This window comes from Paenibacillus sp. TC-CSREp1, from assembly GCF_050171015.1.
GTDB lineage: Bacteria > Bacillota > Bacilli > Paenibacillales > Paenibacillaceae > Paenibacillus > Paenibacillus silvae.
Genome location: NZ_JBNOKM010000010.1, coordinates 199,009 through 216,998 on the forward strand (window position 1 = coordinate 199,009; position 17,990 = coordinate 216,998).

Genomic DNA, 17,990 nt, shown 5'->3' on the forward strand with positions numbered 1-17,990 from the left:
ATACAGGAGGGAATTTGTGATGGTGAACGAAGTCGTGGTAAGTATTGCAGCAGCAAGAATATTGAATAAATTACTCAACCCAAAGACAAGTCAAGTATACCTGCTTGATGGCATTACCAATACTGATTATCGCCAGGCTATTGAGGATACATTTTAGAAAAAACTGAAGGAATTTAACGAGCGTACCCTAGTGGTGCGCTTTTATTATGCCCTCTGGAGCAGCTGGTATTTAAAAACCAAAGGAGGTGAAACCATGGAACGATGGGATACCCTATGGAAATGGGGCATTGCGCTGATGAGCAGCTCAGCAAACTACTTCTTTGGAGGCTGGTCAGGAGTGCTCGGCGTTTTGCTTGTGTTCGTCATTCTTGACTACCTAACAGGCATCGCAGCGGCGGGCATGACGGGCAAGCTTGAAAGTAATGTTGGCATGTTTGGCATCGCGCGAAAGGTATTTATATTTGCAATGGTATCGGTGGCTCATCTGGTGGACGGTGTTCTGGGAGACGGACATTTGTTCAGGGATGCGGTCGCCTTTTTTTATATCGCGAATGAGCTGCTGTCCATTATTGAAAACGGGGGCAAGCTGGGTGCACCAATTCCGCCAGTCATTCGGCAGGCGATTGAGGTGCTGAAGGGGAAGGGAGGAGCCGGGGAATCCCCCGACAACTTCTCACCTCCAACCAAGGATTCTTTTTCCCATACCGATTCGAATGAAAAAGAGTCACCAACAACGAAAGATAACGTGAACAAGCGTTAAATGCTCGAAACTAAAGTTTTACTAACATGTTTGCCTGAACCTGGGCTTCTCCTGAACGTTTGCTAACGTAAGGGTCTAAAGCTTGGGAGCAGTGCCATACTCACCACGGGTAATTCTCGCATTGCAGTCTGTATTTTGAACCATGGCTATGAACTATTGCTATCCAACTCCTGCAAGCGGACATTCAATTTTCCTTTCATCAACTAAGGGACACGCACACAAGCACTCCCTAACCCGTCCGCATTAACTATATACAAAAGGCATCAGCCGCATAAAGGGTGTGAGAACTTTGCAAAACAGAACCTCGGGCAACACGCAGGGCATTGACGTCTCCCGGTATCAGGGAAATATCGACTGGGCCAAGGTGAAGGCAAGCGGTATAACGTTTGTGTTTATCAAGGCCACCGAAGGGCGAACCTATGTCGATCCCAATTTTGAGAAAAATGTAGCGGGAGCGCTGGCGGCGGGCATGATGGTGGGAACCTATCATTTCTTCCGCGGAACAACTGCCGAGATTGCGAAGGCGGAAGCGGCGCATTATGCCAATACGCTGAATAAAGTCGGGGGAGCCAAGGCGCTGCAGCTGCCGCCCGTTATGGATTACGAGAATAACCCCGGCAATCTGAGCAAAGCACAGATGAATACGGTGGCGAAAGCCTTTTTAACAGATCTGCAGCAACTCACAGGTGTTAAGCCGATCATATACACAGGTAACTCCTTTGCCGGGAATTTTGATGCTTCCTTGGGCACCTACGATCTGTGGATTGCACGTTACAGTAACGCACGTGTGCCAGATGATCAGTCAGCGTGGAAGCGATGGACGTTCTGGCAGTATACGGATTCAGGGAAGGTAAACGGCATAACCGGTAACGTGGATATGAACGAATTTGACGGATCGGCAGCACAGCTCAGGGCCAGATATGCAGCGGCTACACCGAACCCGACAGAGCCATCTAATCCAACAGAGCCGTCCAATCCTGGCAACCCGTCGAACCCGACGAATCCGAATCCGCCAACAGAACCACCGAAAGGGGGCGAACCGATGACAGCTGAAGAGAAGGCCGCGTTTGATGCGCTCAAAGCACAGGTTGACCGTTTGCAGGCACGTCAGCAGATGGAAGTTCCGGTTTGGGCAAAAGCCGCAGTCGATGCGGCATTGGCCTACGACACCAAAAATCCGCTGTTTAGCATAGATAACGGAGCAAGCTACGATTTTTATCGTTTTATTACCGTCATGCATCGTAGAGGGTTGTTTAAAAAATAAATCGGTTCGGAATATAAGTTGAACTATTCATTTACACGTTAACGGAGAGGACAGAAAAAACCTGAAAAAGCGGAGCTATAAGCTTTCTAAAAGAAAGCTGCATCGGAAGCATAAGCTTCGCCTTTATCACCGGATTTTCCCCTTTGGAAAAGGGGATCAAAAAAATCTGGGGATAACCGCTACTCTCCAGGTTGTTCTGTCATCGGAGTGGTGTGTGTAAAATATTTAGTCCAACTTATATAGAACAGATCTGATGGTGGAGAAACAAACGCAAGGAGCGCAGGCGATTATTGTCGAGCTGTGTTCCTTTTTTGTACATAATGTCAGTAAAAATAACGTGTCCGATAAAGTTGAAGACATAAGACTCTAAATCTCTTGTTTAATTCATAAATGTAATGTAAAGTAAATTACACCAAAATGTTTTTCACCACGATTTTAACGATAAACCTCCCTCATCATGACAAAACCATAACATTCAAAGTTATTGTAGCGTCGTCAATCTGTTCTATTCTTTTCTACTCGTGTTTCTATGAATTAGACACCCATGAAAATCACACTGTTTACATAAAACAGCCCATTTCAATGAATTGTACTTCAGCAAACTAAACCCGGTTACATGTCGCGGATCACCTATTGACAATCTGTACGTGTGTCTTTGGTTGTTCCAAAGGAGCAGCTATCTTTCTACGCTTGATAGGATAAGGTCATAGCTCAGTCATTAATTGACCTTAGTTTAAATAGGGGCAACACTCATTACCTCTAATCCGTCACGATTGGAAGGGGATTATATGTGAGTCTGAATTCAATAACGATCTGGGCTGCAATTTTTCAAAACTCTAAATCAGGTATCAGAGGCATCTAAAGCCTTTAATAGATACAAGTAACCGAGGTACTCAAATCTACGAAGATATTACCTGATGATTGGCTTCAAGTTGAACTACTCATTTACACAAAAACGGAGAGGACAGAAAAAACTGGAGAAGCGAAGCGTTCGCCTTTATCACCGGATTTTCCCCTTTGGAAAAGGGGATCAAAAAAATCTGGGGATAACAGCGATCGAAAGTTGTTCTGTCATCGGAGTGCCTGTGTAAATTGTTTTTAGTTCAACTAATTAAAGCATCACCACCACAACATCATCGCTCACACTGCCAGAATTACCGTTTTTTTGACGCGAGCATCACACACATTATGAGACAGGGAAGGGTGTTGTAACGTATGCGAATGAGAAAAAAATGGATGTCCGGTTTACTGACTTTGGCACTGAGTACCGTACTTGTGTTATCTGGCTGCTCCAGCAGCAAGGAGGGCGGTGAGGGTACGCCGGCACCAGCGGAAGGCAATGATCCTCCTACGGAAGCAGCCGCTCAGGATACGATGATTATGGGACGTGGTGGAGACTCGGTTGCGCTTGACCCGGCTATTGTTACCGATGGGGAATCGCTCAAGATCGGGCATCAGGTGTTTGATTCACTGCTCGATTACAAGGAGGGTGGAACAGAGGTCGTGCCAGGACTAGCAGAGAGCTGGGAGATTTCGGCGGATGGACTGAAATATGTGTTCAAGCTGAAATCCGGGGTGAAGTTCCATGACGGAACCGACTTTAATGCGGAAGCGGTTGTCTTTAATTTTAATCGCTGGAGTGATCCGGCAAGTGAATATAAATTCGAAGGGGATTCCTTCGACTATTACGATTCCATGTTTGGGCCAGAGGGCGCGCGTGTGATCAAGGAAGTGAAGGCGCTGGATGAGGCAACGGTTGAGTTTACCCTGAACCAGCCGCAGGCCCCTTTCCTGCAAAATATTGCGATGACATCTTTCGGGATTGCGAGTCCAACCGCGATTCAGGAGAAAAAGGAGAATTTCAAGAGCGAGCCTATAGGCACCGGCCCATTTGTATTCAAAGAGTGGAAGCGAAACGACTCCATCACGCTGGAGAAAAACGCGAATTACTGGAAGGAAGGGCTGCCGAAGCTGAATAAGGTGATCGTGCGCTCCATTCCTGATAACACCGCTCGTTTCAACGCATTGCAGAATGGCGAGATTGATGTCATGGAGGACCTGAACCCGGATGATCTGTCGATTCTGGAGAGCAACAGCGAGCTGCAGAAGATTGAGCGTCCACCGTTCAACGTGGCGTATCTCGGGTTTAATTTTAAGAAAAAACCGTTTGATAACGTCAAAGTCAGACAAGCGCTGAATCATGCTGTGAACAAACAGGCTCTGATCGACGCCTTCTTTGCGGGACAGGCGAAGCCAGCGGTCAACCCGATGCCTCCAACGTTATGGGGTTACAATGATACGATTGAAGATTATACCTATGATCTGGAAAAGGCAAAAGCTTTACTGGCCGAAGCGGGCTACCCTGACGGATTGCCTGATCCGGTGACATTTTATGCAATGCCTGTGTCCCGTCCATATATGCCGGATGGCAAGAAGGTAGCGGAGGCCATTCAGGCGGATTTTGAGAAAATTGGTGTGAAAACAAACATTGAATCCCCCGAGTGGGCGACCTATCTGGACGATTCCAAAGCCGGGGAGAAGGACGATATTTACATGCTCGGTTGGACGGGAGACAACGGTGACCCGGATAACTTCCTGTACACCCTGCTGGACAAGGACGCTATTCCGGGCAACAACCGCAGCTACTATGTGAATGAGGAACTGCATGGTTTGCTGACGAAAGCGCAGCAGGAGACGGATCAGGACAAGCGTGCTGAATTGTACAAACAGGCTCAGGTAATCATCAAGGAGGACGCGCCGTGGATTCCGCTTGTGCATACCACGCCGATTTTGGCTGGAAAAGCGAATCTGAAAGGATTTGTGACGTCTCCTCTGGGAACGGAATCGTATGCGGGAGCTTATTTTGAGTAAAACGAAACCAAACCAAATTAAAATCAAACAAAGGTAAGGCACAAATGACTGTGTAACCAGGGCAAATGCACTGGTGGACATGCAATGCTTGTTAGATGATTCTGCATCCTGGAAGTGACGATCCAAAGCATGTGTGTTTGCCAGTGCTTTTTCTTATCTCGCTTATATGAAATCATACGCATGATACGTTTAGGGCAGGTGATCTGGAGTTGAACAGCTATATTGTCAAACGTGTGCTGGTACTGCTGCCCGTTCTGCTGGGCATGACGCTAATCGTTTTTTCGATCATTCATGCGATACCTGGTGATCCGGCCGAGACGATTCTGGGGCAAAAAGCAACCGAACAGTCCAAGCAGGCCCTCCGGGACCAACTCGGACTTGATAAACCCTGGTTCCAGCAATATTTCGCTTATCTGGGCGACTTGCTGAAAGGGGATCTGGGCACTTCCATCCGCACCAAGGTGCCTATTGCCCAGGAAATTGGCCCTTATCTGACTGCAACGCTTGAACTCACGATGGCGAGTATGCTGTTTGCCATTATTATTGGGGTGAATGCTGGCATTATCAGTGCCTGGAAGCATAACTCATGGTTTGATTATTGCTGCATGGTCATCGCTCTTGTCGGGGTATCCATGCCCATTTTCTGGCTGGGTCTCATGGAGCAGTGGCTGTTTGCGAACAAGCTGCAGTGGCTGCCGTCGATCGGACGCATGAATGCGCGTGATCCGGTGGATGCGATTACAGGTTTGTATGTGCTGGACACCGTGCTTGCGGGACGCTGGGATCAGCTGTGGACGGTGACCAAACATTTGATTCTGCCAAGTGTGGCACTGGGCACGATCCCGATGGCTGTTATTGCACGAATGACCCGTTCCAGCATGCTGGAAGTGATGAGCTCGGATTATATTCGTACCGCCAAGGCGAAAGGCTTGGGGCCGTTTTTTGTCGTATACGGACATGCACTCAAAAATGCATTTATTCCCGTGCTGACCGTCATCGGTATACAGACCGGGTCGCTGCTGGGCGGTGCCGTGCTGACAGAAACGATCTTTGCCTGGCCGGGTGTCGGACGTTATATATATGAAGCAATCAGTTCGCGGGACTATCCCGTGATTCAAAGCGGAATTCTGATTGTTGCTTTCTTTTTCGTAGTTATCAATCTCATTGTAGACCTGCTGTATGCCGTGTTTGATCCGCGGATCAGTTACAAGTAAGAAGGACGAATGTGCGGAAAAAACTGATTCTGCAAATAGCGAAATTACAGTTGAAATGCTGCAAGCTAGAAGTGCAAGTTAGAAACTGCAAGTATGAGCTGCAAGTACACCGCAAGAGAATTACTGCGTATACACACAATGAAGCAAATATGACAGCTGGTTCATTTATTCATTCATTCTTTTACACTTATATATGTTCAGCAAAGGAGAACCTGTATGGCCAAATTGTCGACCAATACTGGACAAACTGTTGATGCAGTGCCCGCGAGCGGGTCTGGCCCCTGGCGTGAGGCGTGGAGGACTTTTCGGCGTAATCGACTTGCTTTAGCAGGTTTGCTTATTATCGTTTTTTTCATCATTCTGGCCTTTCTTGCGCCTTATATCGCTCCTTATGATTACAAAGAGCAGGTGCTGCAGGACCGACTTCAGGCCCCTTCGGCAGAGCACTGGTTTGGAACGGATGATTTGGGACGAGATGTCTTATCCCGTGTGTTGCATGGAGCGCGAATATCGCTATGGGTTGGTTTTTTCTCGGTCATTGGCTCGATGATCGCAGGAGCGCTGCTGGGCCTGATTGCCGGATTTTATGGTAAATGGGCGGACATGCTGATCTCACGTTTATTTGATATTTTGCTGGCATTTCCGGCCATTCTGCTCGCGATTGCTATTGTGGCGATTCTAGGACCCTCGCTGCAAAACGCGTTACTCGCGATTGCCATCGTGAACATTCCAACCTATGGACGGCTCGTGCGATCACGGGTACTCAGCCTGCGGCAGGAAGAGTTTATTACTTCGGCACGTACGCTGGGGGCAGGCAATGCACGTATTTTGTTCCGGCACATTTTACCGAACAGCCTTACACCGCTTATTGTGCAGGGCACGCTCGGCATTGGCACGGCAATCATTGAGGCAGCTGCACTCGGGTTTCTTGGCATGGGTGCGCAGCCGCCAGACCCGGAATGGGGCAAAATGCTGTCCGATTCTCGTCAGTTTATTCAAAAGGCTCCGTGGACCCTTATTTTCCCTGGCCTTTCGATTATGCTGACCGTGCTGGGCTTTAACCTGATGGGCGATGGTCTGCGTGACACCCTTGATCCCAAGATGGCGAAGAAGTAGTGGGAGAAGGTTGGAGCCTCGGCACGTGCTATATAAAGTCGTAGAAGTATCAGTGATGGTGGTAGAGTAGAAATAGTGGCAGAAGTAGAAGTAGAAGTAGAAGTAGAAGTAGTGGCAGCAGTAGGTTGGACTGACCACCTTGTCATGAGGCAGAGCGCGCGTGCTGGGAGCGACTACATGTAGATAGCAATAGTAGCAACAGTGGTAGTCGACTTGACTGTGTGAACTGCAGCTCTGAACTCTAACGATTCCAGGAAAGCTTATATGTCAATTTCCCGGCTATTTCCCAAGCTAACGATTCCCAGAAAGCTTATTCATCGCAAAATCGGAGAATTTGCCCGGATTATCGCTCCATGGGACGAAATAACGTTCCTGTGAATCGTTAGAATGGAGAATACTTGAAAAAGCGTGAATTAGCGTCTCTCAGAATCGTTAGCTTTTGAATCCCAGTCGCTGCTGCTTGCAGCACAGTAGTTAACGTCGGAGGTAAAGGATTGAGTTTGGTGCGACACCGTTTGCCAGCGGATCTCAGTGATTTGACGTCTGCGGTATCTGATCTGCGGTGTCTAGGCTTGTGTCTTGAAGCCCACTAAGGTACATCTTTCACCGCTATTTCACCCCCCGTCGCGTCGCTTTCCATTGATATGCCCTGGCACGCCTGCGATCAACCTTCTGGGTTGGAACGAAATTTCAACAAAACAAGATTGGCTGCCTTCAGCGTTTTCAGATACACCATACTTTGTTGTGGTGCTTGAAATCCGTCGTTCGGTTGGCTGAAATTGAGTTCTATAGCGTTTAAGGCTAGTGACTACTCGTCGTGCAGATTTTAGTAATCGGTTGCTTTCTCCACACACTCCGTCCCGAACCGAGCTTCGAGCCGGTTTTTTGTGTTGCTGGAGTAAGTGCGTTACACTGGGATGGGGTGTGATTCGGCCGAGCGAGCGTATAGCCAAGGACTAACTACATCCGGTGCTGAACGTGTGGTGTGAAGAAACAATATAACGAGTTGAAATATGTACCATGCCGTGTAAAATCAATCATTTTGTTAAAATAACAGTCTTCGTATTGACACCCAATTTTCCCATATGTTATATAAAAAGAAGGGTTTAGCACTCTGGCTATTTGAGTGCTAACAATTCAGCAGCTATACCATTACATATGGAATGATTTTGCCGAACATGTGGCTATGCTGCGCAAGAGTATGGAGAGTGAACGAAATCGGATTTGCAGGAAGCGAAGCGTTCGCCCTCATCACAGAATTTCTCCCACATTCAATCGGATGTAATGAAATGGGTGGATAACAACGTTCCAAAATACGATTCGTTATCAAGACCTCTGCCTTGCAGCGCAGCTTGCCTTTTTCAAGCGAATCATTCGATACCCCAATTCGAAAGGAGCACTTCATTCATGGCGATTAAGAAAGAGTTTCAGGCAGAATCCAAACGTTTGCTGGATATGATGATCAACTCCATTTATACCCAAAAGGAAATTTTCCTCAGAGAGCTGATCTCCAACTCCAGTGACGCTATCGACAAAATATATTACAAAGCATTGACCGACGATTCACTCGTATTCAACAAAGAGGATTACTTCATCAAGCTTACGATTGATAAGGATAACCGCACCTTGACGATCACTGACACCGGAATCGGGATGACACAGGAAGAGCTGGAGAACAACCTGGGTGTGATTGCGAAGAGTGGTTCCCTGGCGTTCAAGAAAGAAAACGAAGCCAAAGACGGACACAACATCATCGGCCAGTTCGGGGTGGGCTTCTACTCTGCATTTATGGTGGCGGACAAGCTGACCGTAACGAGTAAAACGCTGGGCAGCGACGAAGCGTGGAGATGGGAGTCCGAGGGTGCGGACGGTTATACGATCACACCTGCTGAGAAAGACACGGTAGGTACAGAGATTGTACTGACGATTAAACAAAACACAGAAGAAGACTCGTATGACGAGTTTTTGGAAGAGTATCGCTTGAGATCCATCATCAAAAAATACTCCGACTTCATTCGTTACCCGATCAAAATGGATGTGACCAATCACCGTCCGAAGGAAGGCACGGAGAACGAGTTCGAGGAGTACAAGGAAGAGCAAACCGTCAACAGCATGGTGCCGATCTGGCGTAAAAATAAAAGCGAGCTGACCGAAGAAGACTATACCAACTTCTATATGGAGAAACGGTACGGTTTTGACAAACCGCTCAAACATCTGCACATTAGCGCGGACGGCGCTGTAGTATACAATGCGATTCTGTTTATCCCGGAGAACACACCGTTTGACTATTACACCAAAGAATATGAAAAAGGTCTGGAGCTTTACTCCAACGGCGTATTGATCATGGATAAGTGCGGCGACCTGCTGCCGGATTATTTTGGTTTTGTGAAGGGTATGGTGGATTCCGAGGACCTGTCCTTGAACATCTCCCGCGAGATGCTGCAGCATGACCGTCAGCTTAGTCTGATTGCCAAGAACATCAAGAACAAAATTAAAAGCCAGCTGCAAAGCCTGCTCAAAGACGAGCGTGAGAACTACGAGAAATTCTACCAAGCGTTTGGTCGTCAGCTGAAATATGGCGTTTACAGCGATTATGGCGCAAACAAGGACACACTGCAGGATCTGCTGCTGTTCACGTCCTCCAAAGAGAACAAGCTGGTGAGCCTGGACGAGTATGTTTCCAGAATGCCGGAGGATCAGAAGTACATCTATTATGCTGCGGGTGAGTCGATCAGCCGGATCGAGAAGCTGCCACAGATCGAGGGAGTATTGGAAAAAGGATACGAAGTCCTCTATTTTACGGACGATATCGACGAGTTCGCGATCAAGATGATCACGAACTATAAGGAGAAAGAGTTCAAATCCATCTCCAGCGGAGACCTGGGTATCGAAGATAGTGCAGAGAAGGAAGAGAATGAAGCGCAGGACAATGACAACAAGGAATTGTTCGAAGCGATGCAGGAGCAATTGGCGGGTAAAGTCAAAGCGGTGAAAGCTTCCAAACGTCTTCGCAGCCATCCGGTATGTTTGTCCACAGAGGGCGAGCTGACGATCGAGATGGAGAAGGTGCTCAAAGCGATGCCGAACAGCGGCGATGTACAGGCTGATAAAGTGCTGGAGATCAACGTGAACCATGATGTGTTCAAGTCGTTAAAGGATGCTTTTGCACAGGATAAAGAGAAATTGAGCTTGTACACCAGCCTGCTGTATCATCAGGCGCTGCTGATTGAAGGCTTGCCGATTCAGGACCCGGTGGAGTTCACGAACGATATCTGCAAAGTGATGGTGTAAGTCTGCTGATAACTCGATATTGAATATCGAGTTACCTGGTTGATGCTTCATCAGGATTAGAATGAGTGTGTATGCTTAACGTGACTATATAAAGCTCTAAGCTTGGGCTTGCACGGCTGGCATGACGCGGTGCAAAGCAGGAAGCTGTGATAGGATAGAACGCGTGGACACTTAGCTGCTCCAACTGGCGCAGATGCATGGCAAAATGAAATTGTAATGAATCACAGCTCGATAGCTTGATTCAGCCTACTTAGAGGTAGACCCGACAGGAGACGTTATGTGCCTGCCGGGTTTCTTTCTTTTTATAATGGGGCTGCTCACGTACAACTCGTGTCATTCCTTCATTCGCGCAACAACTCAATTTAATGCATCTTACAATACTTTGCCTCGACCCCATTCAGCTAAATTCAGTCCAATCCGCTGAACCCGCCCGATCCGCTCAACCTGCTAATTTGCTCTAACGATTCCTGGAAACGTTATTTTGCACTTTTTCGCACATTATTTTTTCTAACGATTCGTAGAGACGTTAATTCTCTCCATAGCTCCATATTTCCGGTTTTTTTGCGGGTTTGGAGTGAAATAGCGTTTGTGAGAATCGTTAGAATCGGAAACGTGTGAAAATGGGCCAAATAAGCTCTCTCAGAATCGTTAGCGGTGGAGGGAGGGATGCTTGCCTGCGGGTAGTGTTAATTACGTTCTGCCCAATATTGAAGTATATCAATTGTGGCGTGAAGCTCCTAGTATGGCGGTGTCCCGCTTCATAACGAGAGTGGTCGGCTACATATTAGAAGTCTACTGCATATGGCCTGCGTAACTTCATATGTCTGAGGTCAGCTCGAAGCTTTTGCATGAGTTCAGGTTTGCAGCACATGCCGGAGGCTTTGCGTGAGTTCAGGTTTGCAGCACATGCCGGAGGCTTTGCGTGAGTTCAGGTTTGCAGCACATGCCGGAGCCCTTGCGTGCGTTCGGGTCTGCTACACATGCCGGAGCCCGAGCGTGAGTTTAGGTTTGCCGTACATGCCGGAGCCTCTGCGTAAGTTCAGGTTTGCTACGTATGCCGGAGCCTCTGCGTGAGTTCAGGTTTGCTGCACATGCCGAAGCCCTTGCGGGGGTTCAGGTCTGGTGCACATGCCCGAGCCTTTGCATAGGTTCTGATCCCGCCTCTCCATAGCTCGCTTCACATATTATTACGGTCTGCTACATGTATCGTGCGTGCTGCACCATAGGAGATCTACCGCTTATGCATGTGCTGCGGACATTCCAAGTATTCTGCTCATGTCCATGGACTGCGCACTACTCGTTTCTGATGTGTACAGATGACTCCCTTTTTTCATCCCGCCAAACGGCAGGTTGTTTCTAATTCTATGCACAGATTATAGTCTCGCAGGGTATAATAGATAAAGATAGGGCTGTACATCACCAGTTGATGTGAGAAGAGATGACATGACGAGCAGGTTTTGCTTTTCGAAACCGCAGATGTTGTGTATAATCACTCAAAATAGAGACAGTCGGCTAGGAGTGATTCACATGCAATGGAATGATCTGAGAGAACATAGACAATATCCTGAATTAACGAAACTGGAGGGCTCGCGTGCAGCGTATGAACGAGACTACTCCAGACTGATACATTCACCGACCTTTCGGCGGCTGCAGGGCAAATCACAGGTGTTCGGAGCAGGTACGGGCGATTATTATCGCACACGTCTGACTCATTCCCTGGAGGTGGCACAGATTGCCCGAGAAGCGGCCAGAAGTCTGCTGCGGCGCTATCCTGAGGTAGACTTTGGACAGGCGGAGAGCCCGGGGCTTATCATTGATTCGGAGGTGGTGGAGTGTGCTGCGATTGCACATGACTTCGGTCACCCGCCTTTTGGACATAAAGGAGAAGAAGTGCTGGATGGCATTTTGGATGATCTGATCAACACAGAAACCAAGAAGATCATGAAGAAAAGCCGTACAGCCAAAGTGCCCAAGGCTGAATCCGAGGTACGCGCGGAGCTGAAGCGGAAATATGAGCATTTTGAAGGAAACGCACATAACTTCCGTCTTATTATGTATCTGGAGAAGCGGGAGGATATCGATGGACTGAACCTCTCCGATGCCGTGCTGCTGGGCATTAACAAGTACCCTTATCCGGGAACGGAGAGCAAGAAAGGCATGTACCATCATGAATGGCAGTACATTCGCGAGATTCGGGAGCGCTGGAGCATCCCTGCTGGCAAGAAAACACTTGAGGCGCAGCTGATGGACCTCTGCGACGACATTGCGTATTCTGCACATGATCTGGAGGACGGCATCAAGGCTGGCAAAATCGAGGTGCATGAGCATTTCCTGCAGGACCAGCATATCAACCGGCTCATTGTAGATAAAATAACCACGCTGGAGGATTTATTCTGGAAGGGCTGGACCCGTGAAGCGATCGCGGAAAAAGTGGAAGAGGTCCTTGCATCGTTTCTGCGCATCTGGAATGAGAAGATGCCTTTCTGTGAGCATGACTACTCGCGTACACGTCGTGAGGTGAAAGCGTATTGGGTTAGCCTGTTTGTTGGCAGCCTTGGTGTCATTGATGACGGCGATTGGAAAAAAGTAACTTTCGTGCGCGAGGGTGTGGAAGACCTCGACATGCTGCGCACGGTGAGTGTGCTCAAGAGCTTCGCTTGGGTAACGATGATTCGGGATCTGCGTGTACAGCGTCTGCAAAAACGCAGTGAGTGGATGATCAAGCGCTTATGGGATGCGTTCCTTGATCCGGAAACGTCAAAATCCATCATTCCATCCGATTGGCTGCAACGGTATGAGAAGGATCAGGCCAAATCTCAGCCAATCTGGACCTGGGAGCATATGGTGATTGATTATATCGCCGGCATGACGGATGCTTTTGCCGAGAAAATCTATAATGAACTGTACGGCCTGAAGGTGGGTTCGATCTATGACCTCGATTAGCGTGCTGCATCTGTGATCTGGGTTATTGGACTCCATTTCTGATCTGGTGGAAAAGAAACGAAAAGAAAAGAAGAACAGAGAAGCATGTTCTCATTAGGAGTTGAGGCTTTGACGTTTGAAAAAAATATCAGCCTCGGTGTGCTGGATCTGGTCCCCCGGTTGAATGGCGCGACCGCTGAACAGGCGCTTCAGCAAGCTGTGCTTCTGGCTCAACGTGCTGAGGCGTGGGGGTACGCCAGATATTGGACTTCCGAGCATCACGACATGGCTGAGCTTGCTTCGGCTGCTCCAGAAGTGCTGCTGGCACATATCGGCGCAAGGACGGCATCCATTCAGCTTGGTTCGGGAGCCGTCCTGCTGCCGCATTACAGCCCGCTGAAGGTGGCGGAGTCGTTTCGTTTGCTTGCGTCGCTGTATCCGGGCCGTATCGAGCTTGGATTAGGACGGGCTCCGGGCGGAGGACCTCATGCCACCATGGCGCTCAGCGGCAATTACCTGCAGCATGTGTCCAAGCTGCCTGAATCACTTGCGTCATTGACCGCGCTGCTGGAGGATCGTTATACGTATGAGGATGTGCCGGTTACAGCTCGTCCGGTTCCCGAAACTTCGCTATCCCTATGGATGCTGGGCACCAATCTCAAAAGTGCAGCCTTTGCCGCCCAGTTTGGTATGGGGTATGTGTTTGGTCAATTCATGAGTGATTCGGATGGCGTTCAGGCTGTTCGTCGTTATCGGGAACAATTTGTTCCGAGCGCTTATCTGAAGCGGCCTGTGGTCATGGCGGCCGTTAGTGTGATGTGCGCTTCTTCAGAGAGAGAGGCTTTGATCTGGAGCCGTGAGATGGCGGACAAACGCAGAGAAAATCAGCAAAGGCAGTCAGGCGATCAGCTGGATCGTGAATATGGTACGGGGCCGAGTAGCGTGAGTGATTCAGGTGAGCTAGTTGGGTCAGGTCATTCAGATTCTAATGCGTTGAAGCATGTTGCGGGCACACCCGAACAAGTGTGGCAGCAGCTTTGGCGGCTGACGCAGAGGTTAAACACCAACGGAATACTTGTTGTGACGGCTGGGCCTGATTATGAACGCAGGCTGGATTCCTATCGTTTGCTTGCTGAAGCCAAAGAGGAGTGTTTGATTCGCTTTTCGCAGTGCAACAGTTAAATTGCATTATGTGAAGTGTGCTATACAAGAAATCCAGAGCTGCAAATCTGAAGTATTCGGATAAAGCAGCTTTTTTAATTCGATAAATTTCAACATGTTTTTACAAATTACAGCGTCAACCTGACGAAAGAATGCTATAATACTTTATGGCTATTTATGGGTAGTCATCATATAGATGAGTGCAATTTGCAAGAGGCCAAAAGCATGGGTTAACCGCTGATATTGCACTAAAGTTGGATTTGATGTGAAAGTTGTCATGAGGGGGAAATTCATATGTTTAGCAGATTTAAAATCAGGAGTATCGGTCTGCGTATCAGCATCGCGTTTTACTTGTTAATCCTCTGTTTAATCATTCTAAGCGTCACTATTATTGGACGGATGAATTCAATTGAAACGAACACGAATGATATTACTCGTAACTGGATGCCGTCCATTCAGGAGATCAACCGCTTGAACTATACAACAGAGCATATTTTGTCTTTAAGTTATCGCTACTTTGATGCCGATGCATCCGACAGACCTGCGATTAACGAAGAGCGTACCAAATTTATTCGTGAGACAGCACAGGCTATTGCCGCTTATGATAAACTAAGCAAGTCTGCGAAAGAGGCGGAAAACTGGAATTCGTTTAAGGATAAGTGGGAAGCATACCTTAAAATCAATACGCAAGCGATTCGACTGAGTGACGAAGGACAGACACAGCTTGCCAAGGAAGTTGCTGTCAAAGGAGCAGATTCCTTTGATACGATGCAGGTGAATCTGGATTATCTCGTCAGTTACAATCAGCAGCAATCAGATGCATCGGCAGCCCAAACGATCCGTTCCGTTCAGGATGGCAGGTTGGCTGTGATTATAGGTGTGCTTGTGATGATTATCATCACGGCTATATTTGTACCGATTATCCGTACACAAGTCGTTAAACCGCTGCTTCGTGTCATCAGTGCCGTTAAATTGATCGCGGAAGGTCAGTTGAACGTACAGGATGTACATACGAAACATGAAGATGAGGTCGGTGCTCTGGCGAAAGCGGTCAATGAGATGAAAGCTAACCTGACTTCGATGGTGTTAAATGTAAGGCGTGTAGCCGAAACCGTGAATCGGCAAAGCAATGAGTTGGCCATCGCTTCGGAAGAAGTCAAGATTGGCAGTCAGCAAATTGCGATTACAATGGAAGAATCGGCGAAGGCTGCTGAAAGTCAGGCACAGACTGCTGTGGAATCGGCTCGCGCTGTTGAAGAACTGAATGATCACATTCAGAAACATGCGGAGCAGGGAAATCAGCTTCGTAATATGTCTAATCAGGTGCTGGAGCAAGGACAGAGTGGTCGCAAGGCAATGGAAGAATCCGTACAACAGATGCAGCAGATTGCCAGTGTAGTGTCTTCCTCAATGAACAAGATGGAGCAGCTGAACCGCAAAAACGAAGATATTTCCAAGCTGGTTCTGGTAATTCACGATATTGCACGTCAAACTAACCTACTGGCGTTGAATGCTTCGATTGAAGCGGCCCGGGCTGGAGAGAGTGGGCGCGGCTTTGCAGTTGTAGCATCCGAAGTTCGTAAATTATCTGAGGCTGTACAGGCTTCTGTTGAAGAGATTACGACCATTACTCAGGACATTCAACAGGACTCTCAGGGAGTTGTGAACGAGCTGCGTGTCGGTGTGCAGGAAACACAGCTTGGACAGGAGCATGTACTTGCTTCAGGTCAGTTATTCGGGACCATTAATCAATCCGTTGAAGGCATGGTAGAAGTCATTGGAATCATGACGGATGGACTCGCCGGAATGGAAGAGAGCAGTGGTCAAATGAATGATTTCAGTCAGCAGATTTCTGCGGTGTCCGAGCAATCGGCTGCAAGCGTGGAGGAAGTCTCTGCTTCGGCAGAGGAACAAGTAAGCTCATTGGAAATGATCAGCAGTAATATTCAGACGTTGAAGGAAATGTCAGACGATCTGGTCGTTTCTATTGAAAAACTGAAAGTTTAATCTGTTCTGTATAAAGCTGTTCTATTTTAATAGAAGAAACAGGGTAAAACGGTTGTTTGAACCATCATGTTTACGTCGCATAAATTGAGATTTAAGACCAGGTACTAATGATAGTGATAAGGGGGATTTCCGATGCTGGAGGTCCCTGTTTTTTTATTTTCTGATCAAAAGCATGCTGCATCTAAACTCTGTGCAGTTGTCACTCAGCCTGACTTTGGATACAATGACTACCGACGCTTGGCACTGCTCGAAGAGAAGGGATGCTATAAAAGCTGGGAAAATAGGGGGATTATGGAGAATATTCTGAACAAAGCCGAGGTGTATCCTGCAAGCTCTGCTGCAATTGAACGTATCGACGAAGGTGAAACTATAGAACCTCAACATTTTCATTACCTGTATACCTTTGCATGTCATGAGAATGAGCTGCAATTGTGTGAGATGGAACTAAGCACCCTTCTACAAACGGATTTGACGATAAATAATGCCGGCAGCTCGTATGTTTGGTCTGAACGATGTATTTTACCGGGGAGAAGTCCATTTATCCATGGACGGCTGGATGTGCTTGGACAAGGTGATGCAGTTGCCGAATTACTTCCTGTGGCCAGGGAGATTCGTTTGAATCCAGATGAAACGTTTAAGGTGGCTTGTTTGAAGGCGGGAGACGCTGTGCCGGATTATGACCAGGCTCGCAAGTTAGAAAGAGACATCGGAATGTGTATCCGAGGAACAGCACAGATGAAGAAACCTAAAGTGACTTTCGGACTAATCAAAACTCATCAAAAATGGCTCCTGGGTCAGTGGACAGAATCGGACAAATCATGGCAGGTTCATCAGCAGAAGCCACAAAACTACTCCACCGGATTCGGTGTTGCTCTGGCAAGAGCACTTGTGAATATCGCTGTTCCAGAAGCAGAGGCACAACATCGTTTGCTTGATCCCTGCTGCGGGATGGGGACCGTTGTCATTGAAGCTTTATCCATGGGCATTGATGCAAGAGGTAATGATCTGAATGCACTTGCAGTGCGGGGAGCTCGTGTCAATTTACCGCATTTTGGATATGATGCACAACGAATCACGCTAGGGGATATGAAGGAGCTTGAGGGAAGTTATGATTCGGCAATATTCGACATGCCGTACAATCTATGCTCTGTTCTTCCCGATCATGAGCAGCGGGCAATGCTGATGAAATTACGTGAATTGTGTGGTCGAGCTGTAATTGTTTCTACAGAGCGGGTTCAGGAGCATTTATTGGAAGCGGGCTGGACTATTGAGCGGTATGGAACGGTTCGTAAAAGTGCATTTGTAAGGCATATCTGGGTATGTTCCTGACCGTTAAAAGCAAATTGAATCCTTATGAAAAACTCCACCAAGGAAAATATTTTCC

The 17,990-nt window shown here is 47.8% G+C and carries 11 protein-coding genes; all 11 read left to right on the forward strand.

Annotated elements, in window-relative coordinates:
* The first annotated feature begins 19 nt into the window (after positions 1 to 19).
* The 11 genes from ACQSGY_RS17110 (at position 20) to ACQSGY_RS17160 (ending at position 17,935) form a co-directional block, all read left to right on the forward strand.
* A complete protein-coding gene (locus ACQSGY_RS17110; protein WP_427052753.1) occupies positions 20 to 157 on the forward strand; it encodes a hypothetical protein in 138 nt (45 codons plus the stop codon).
* A gap of 96 nt (positions 158 to 253) precedes the next feature.
* Positions 254 to 760: a phage holin family protein gene (locus ACQSGY_RS17115; protein ID WP_427052754.1), complete on the forward strand. Its 507-nt coding sequence runs from the start codon at positions 254 to 256 to the stop codon at positions 758 to 760.
* Positions 761 to 1,049: 289 nt separating this feature from the next.
* Complete coding sequence (locus ACQSGY_RS17120; RefSeq protein WP_427052755.1) at positions 1,050 to 2,024, forward strand: glycoside hydrolase family 25 protein; 975 nt, start codon at positions 1,050 to 1,052, stop codon at positions 2,022 to 2,024.
* 1,221 nt (positions 2,025 to 3,245) lie between these two features.
* Positions 3,246 to 4,895, forward strand: a complete 1,650-nt coding sequence (locus ACQSGY_RS17125; RefSeq protein WP_427052756.1) for an ABC transporter substrate-binding protein — start codon at positions 3,246 to 3,248, stop codon at positions 4,893 to 4,895.
* Positions 4,896 to 5,104: 209 nt separating this feature from the next.
* Positions 5,105 to 6,109 carry an ABC transporter permease gene (locus ACQSGY_RS17130; RefSeq protein WP_110897295.1) on the forward strand — a complete coding sequence of 335 codons (1,005 nt, stop codon included), beginning with the start codon at positions 5,105 to 5,107 and terminating at the stop codon, positions 6,107 to 6,109.
* A gap of 216 nt (positions 6,110 to 6,325) precedes the next feature.
* Positions 6,326 to 7,225, forward strand: a complete 900-nt coding sequence (gene nikC / locus ACQSGY_RS17135; protein WP_427052757.1) for a nickel transporter permease — start codon at positions 6,326 to 6,328, stop codon at positions 7,223 to 7,225.
* A 1,407-nt stretch (positions 7,226 to 8,632) separates the two neighbouring features.
* Positions 8,633 to 10,516, forward strand: coding sequence for a molecular chaperone HtpG (gene htpG, locus ACQSGY_RS17140; RefSeq protein WP_427052758.1), 1,884 nt, complete (start codon positions 8,633 to 8,635; stop codon positions 10,514 to 10,516).
* 1,527 nt (positions 10,517 to 12,043) lie between these two features.
* A complete protein-coding gene (locus tag ACQSGY_RS17145; RefSeq protein ID WP_145403473.1) occupies positions 12,044 to 13,459 on the forward strand; it encodes a deoxyguanosinetriphosphate triphosphohydrolase family protein in 1,416 nt (471 codons plus the stop codon).
* Positions 13,460 to 13,567: 108 nt separating this feature from the next.
* Positions 13,568 to 14,620: an MsnO8 family LLM class oxidoreductase gene (locus ACQSGY_RS17150; RefSeq protein ID WP_427052759.1), complete on the forward strand. Its 1,053-nt coding sequence runs from the start codon at positions 13,568 to 13,570 to the stop codon at positions 14,618 to 14,620.
* 273 nt (positions 14,621 to 14,893) lie between these two features.
* Positions 14,894 to 16,606, forward strand: a complete 1,713-nt coding sequence (locus ACQSGY_RS17155) for a methyl-accepting chemotaxis protein (RefSeq protein WP_427052760.1) — start codon at positions 14,894 to 14,896, stop codon at positions 16,604 to 16,606.
* 291 nt (positions 16,607 to 16,897) lie between these two features.
* The gene (locus ACQSGY_RS17160) at positions 16,898 to 17,935 is read left to right on the forward strand and encodes a TRM11 family SAM-dependent methyltransferase (RefSeq protein ID WP_427052761.1); all 1,038 of its coding nucleotides are present in this window, start codon (positions 16,898 to 16,900) and stop codon (positions 17,933 to 17,935) included.
* Positions 17,936 to 17,990 lie beyond the last annotated feature (55 nt).

What these genes read in the sequence shown, in the direction of transcription:
- ACQSGY_RS17115 (WP_427052754.1), top strand. Translation starts at nt 254, where the DNA reads ATGGAACGATGGGATACCCTATGGAAATGGGGCATTGCGCTGATGAGC.
- ACQSGY_RS17125 (WP_427052756.1), top strand. Translation starts at nt 3,246, where the DNA reads ATGAGAAAAAAATGGATGTCCGGTTTACTGACTTTGGCACTGAGTACC.
- ACQSGY_RS17155 (WP_427052760.1), top strand. Translation starts at nt 14,894, where the DNA reads ATGTTTAGCAGATTTAAAATCAGGAGTATCGGTCTGCGTATCAGCATC.
- ACQSGY_RS17160 (WP_427052761.1), top strand. Translation starts at nt 16,898, where the DNA reads ATGGAGAATATTCTGAACAAAGCCGAGGTGTATCCTGCAAGCTCTGCT.
- ACQSGY_RS17110 (WP_427052753.1), top strand. Translation starts at nt 20, where the DNA reads ATGGTGAACGAAGTCGTGGTAAGTATTGCAGCAGCAAGAATATTGAAT.
- htpG (WP_427052758.1), top strand. Translation starts at nt 8,633, where the DNA reads ATGGCGATTAAGAAAGAGTTTCAGGCAGAATCCAAACGTTTGCTGGAT.
- ACQSGY_RS17145 (WP_145403473.1), top strand. Translation starts at nt 12,044, where the DNA reads ATGCAATGGAATGATCTGAGAGAACATAGACAATATCCTGAATTAACG.
- nikC (WP_427052757.1), top strand. Translation starts at nt 6,326, where the DNA reads ATGGCCAAATTGTCGACCAATACTGGACAAACTGTTGATGCAGTGCCC.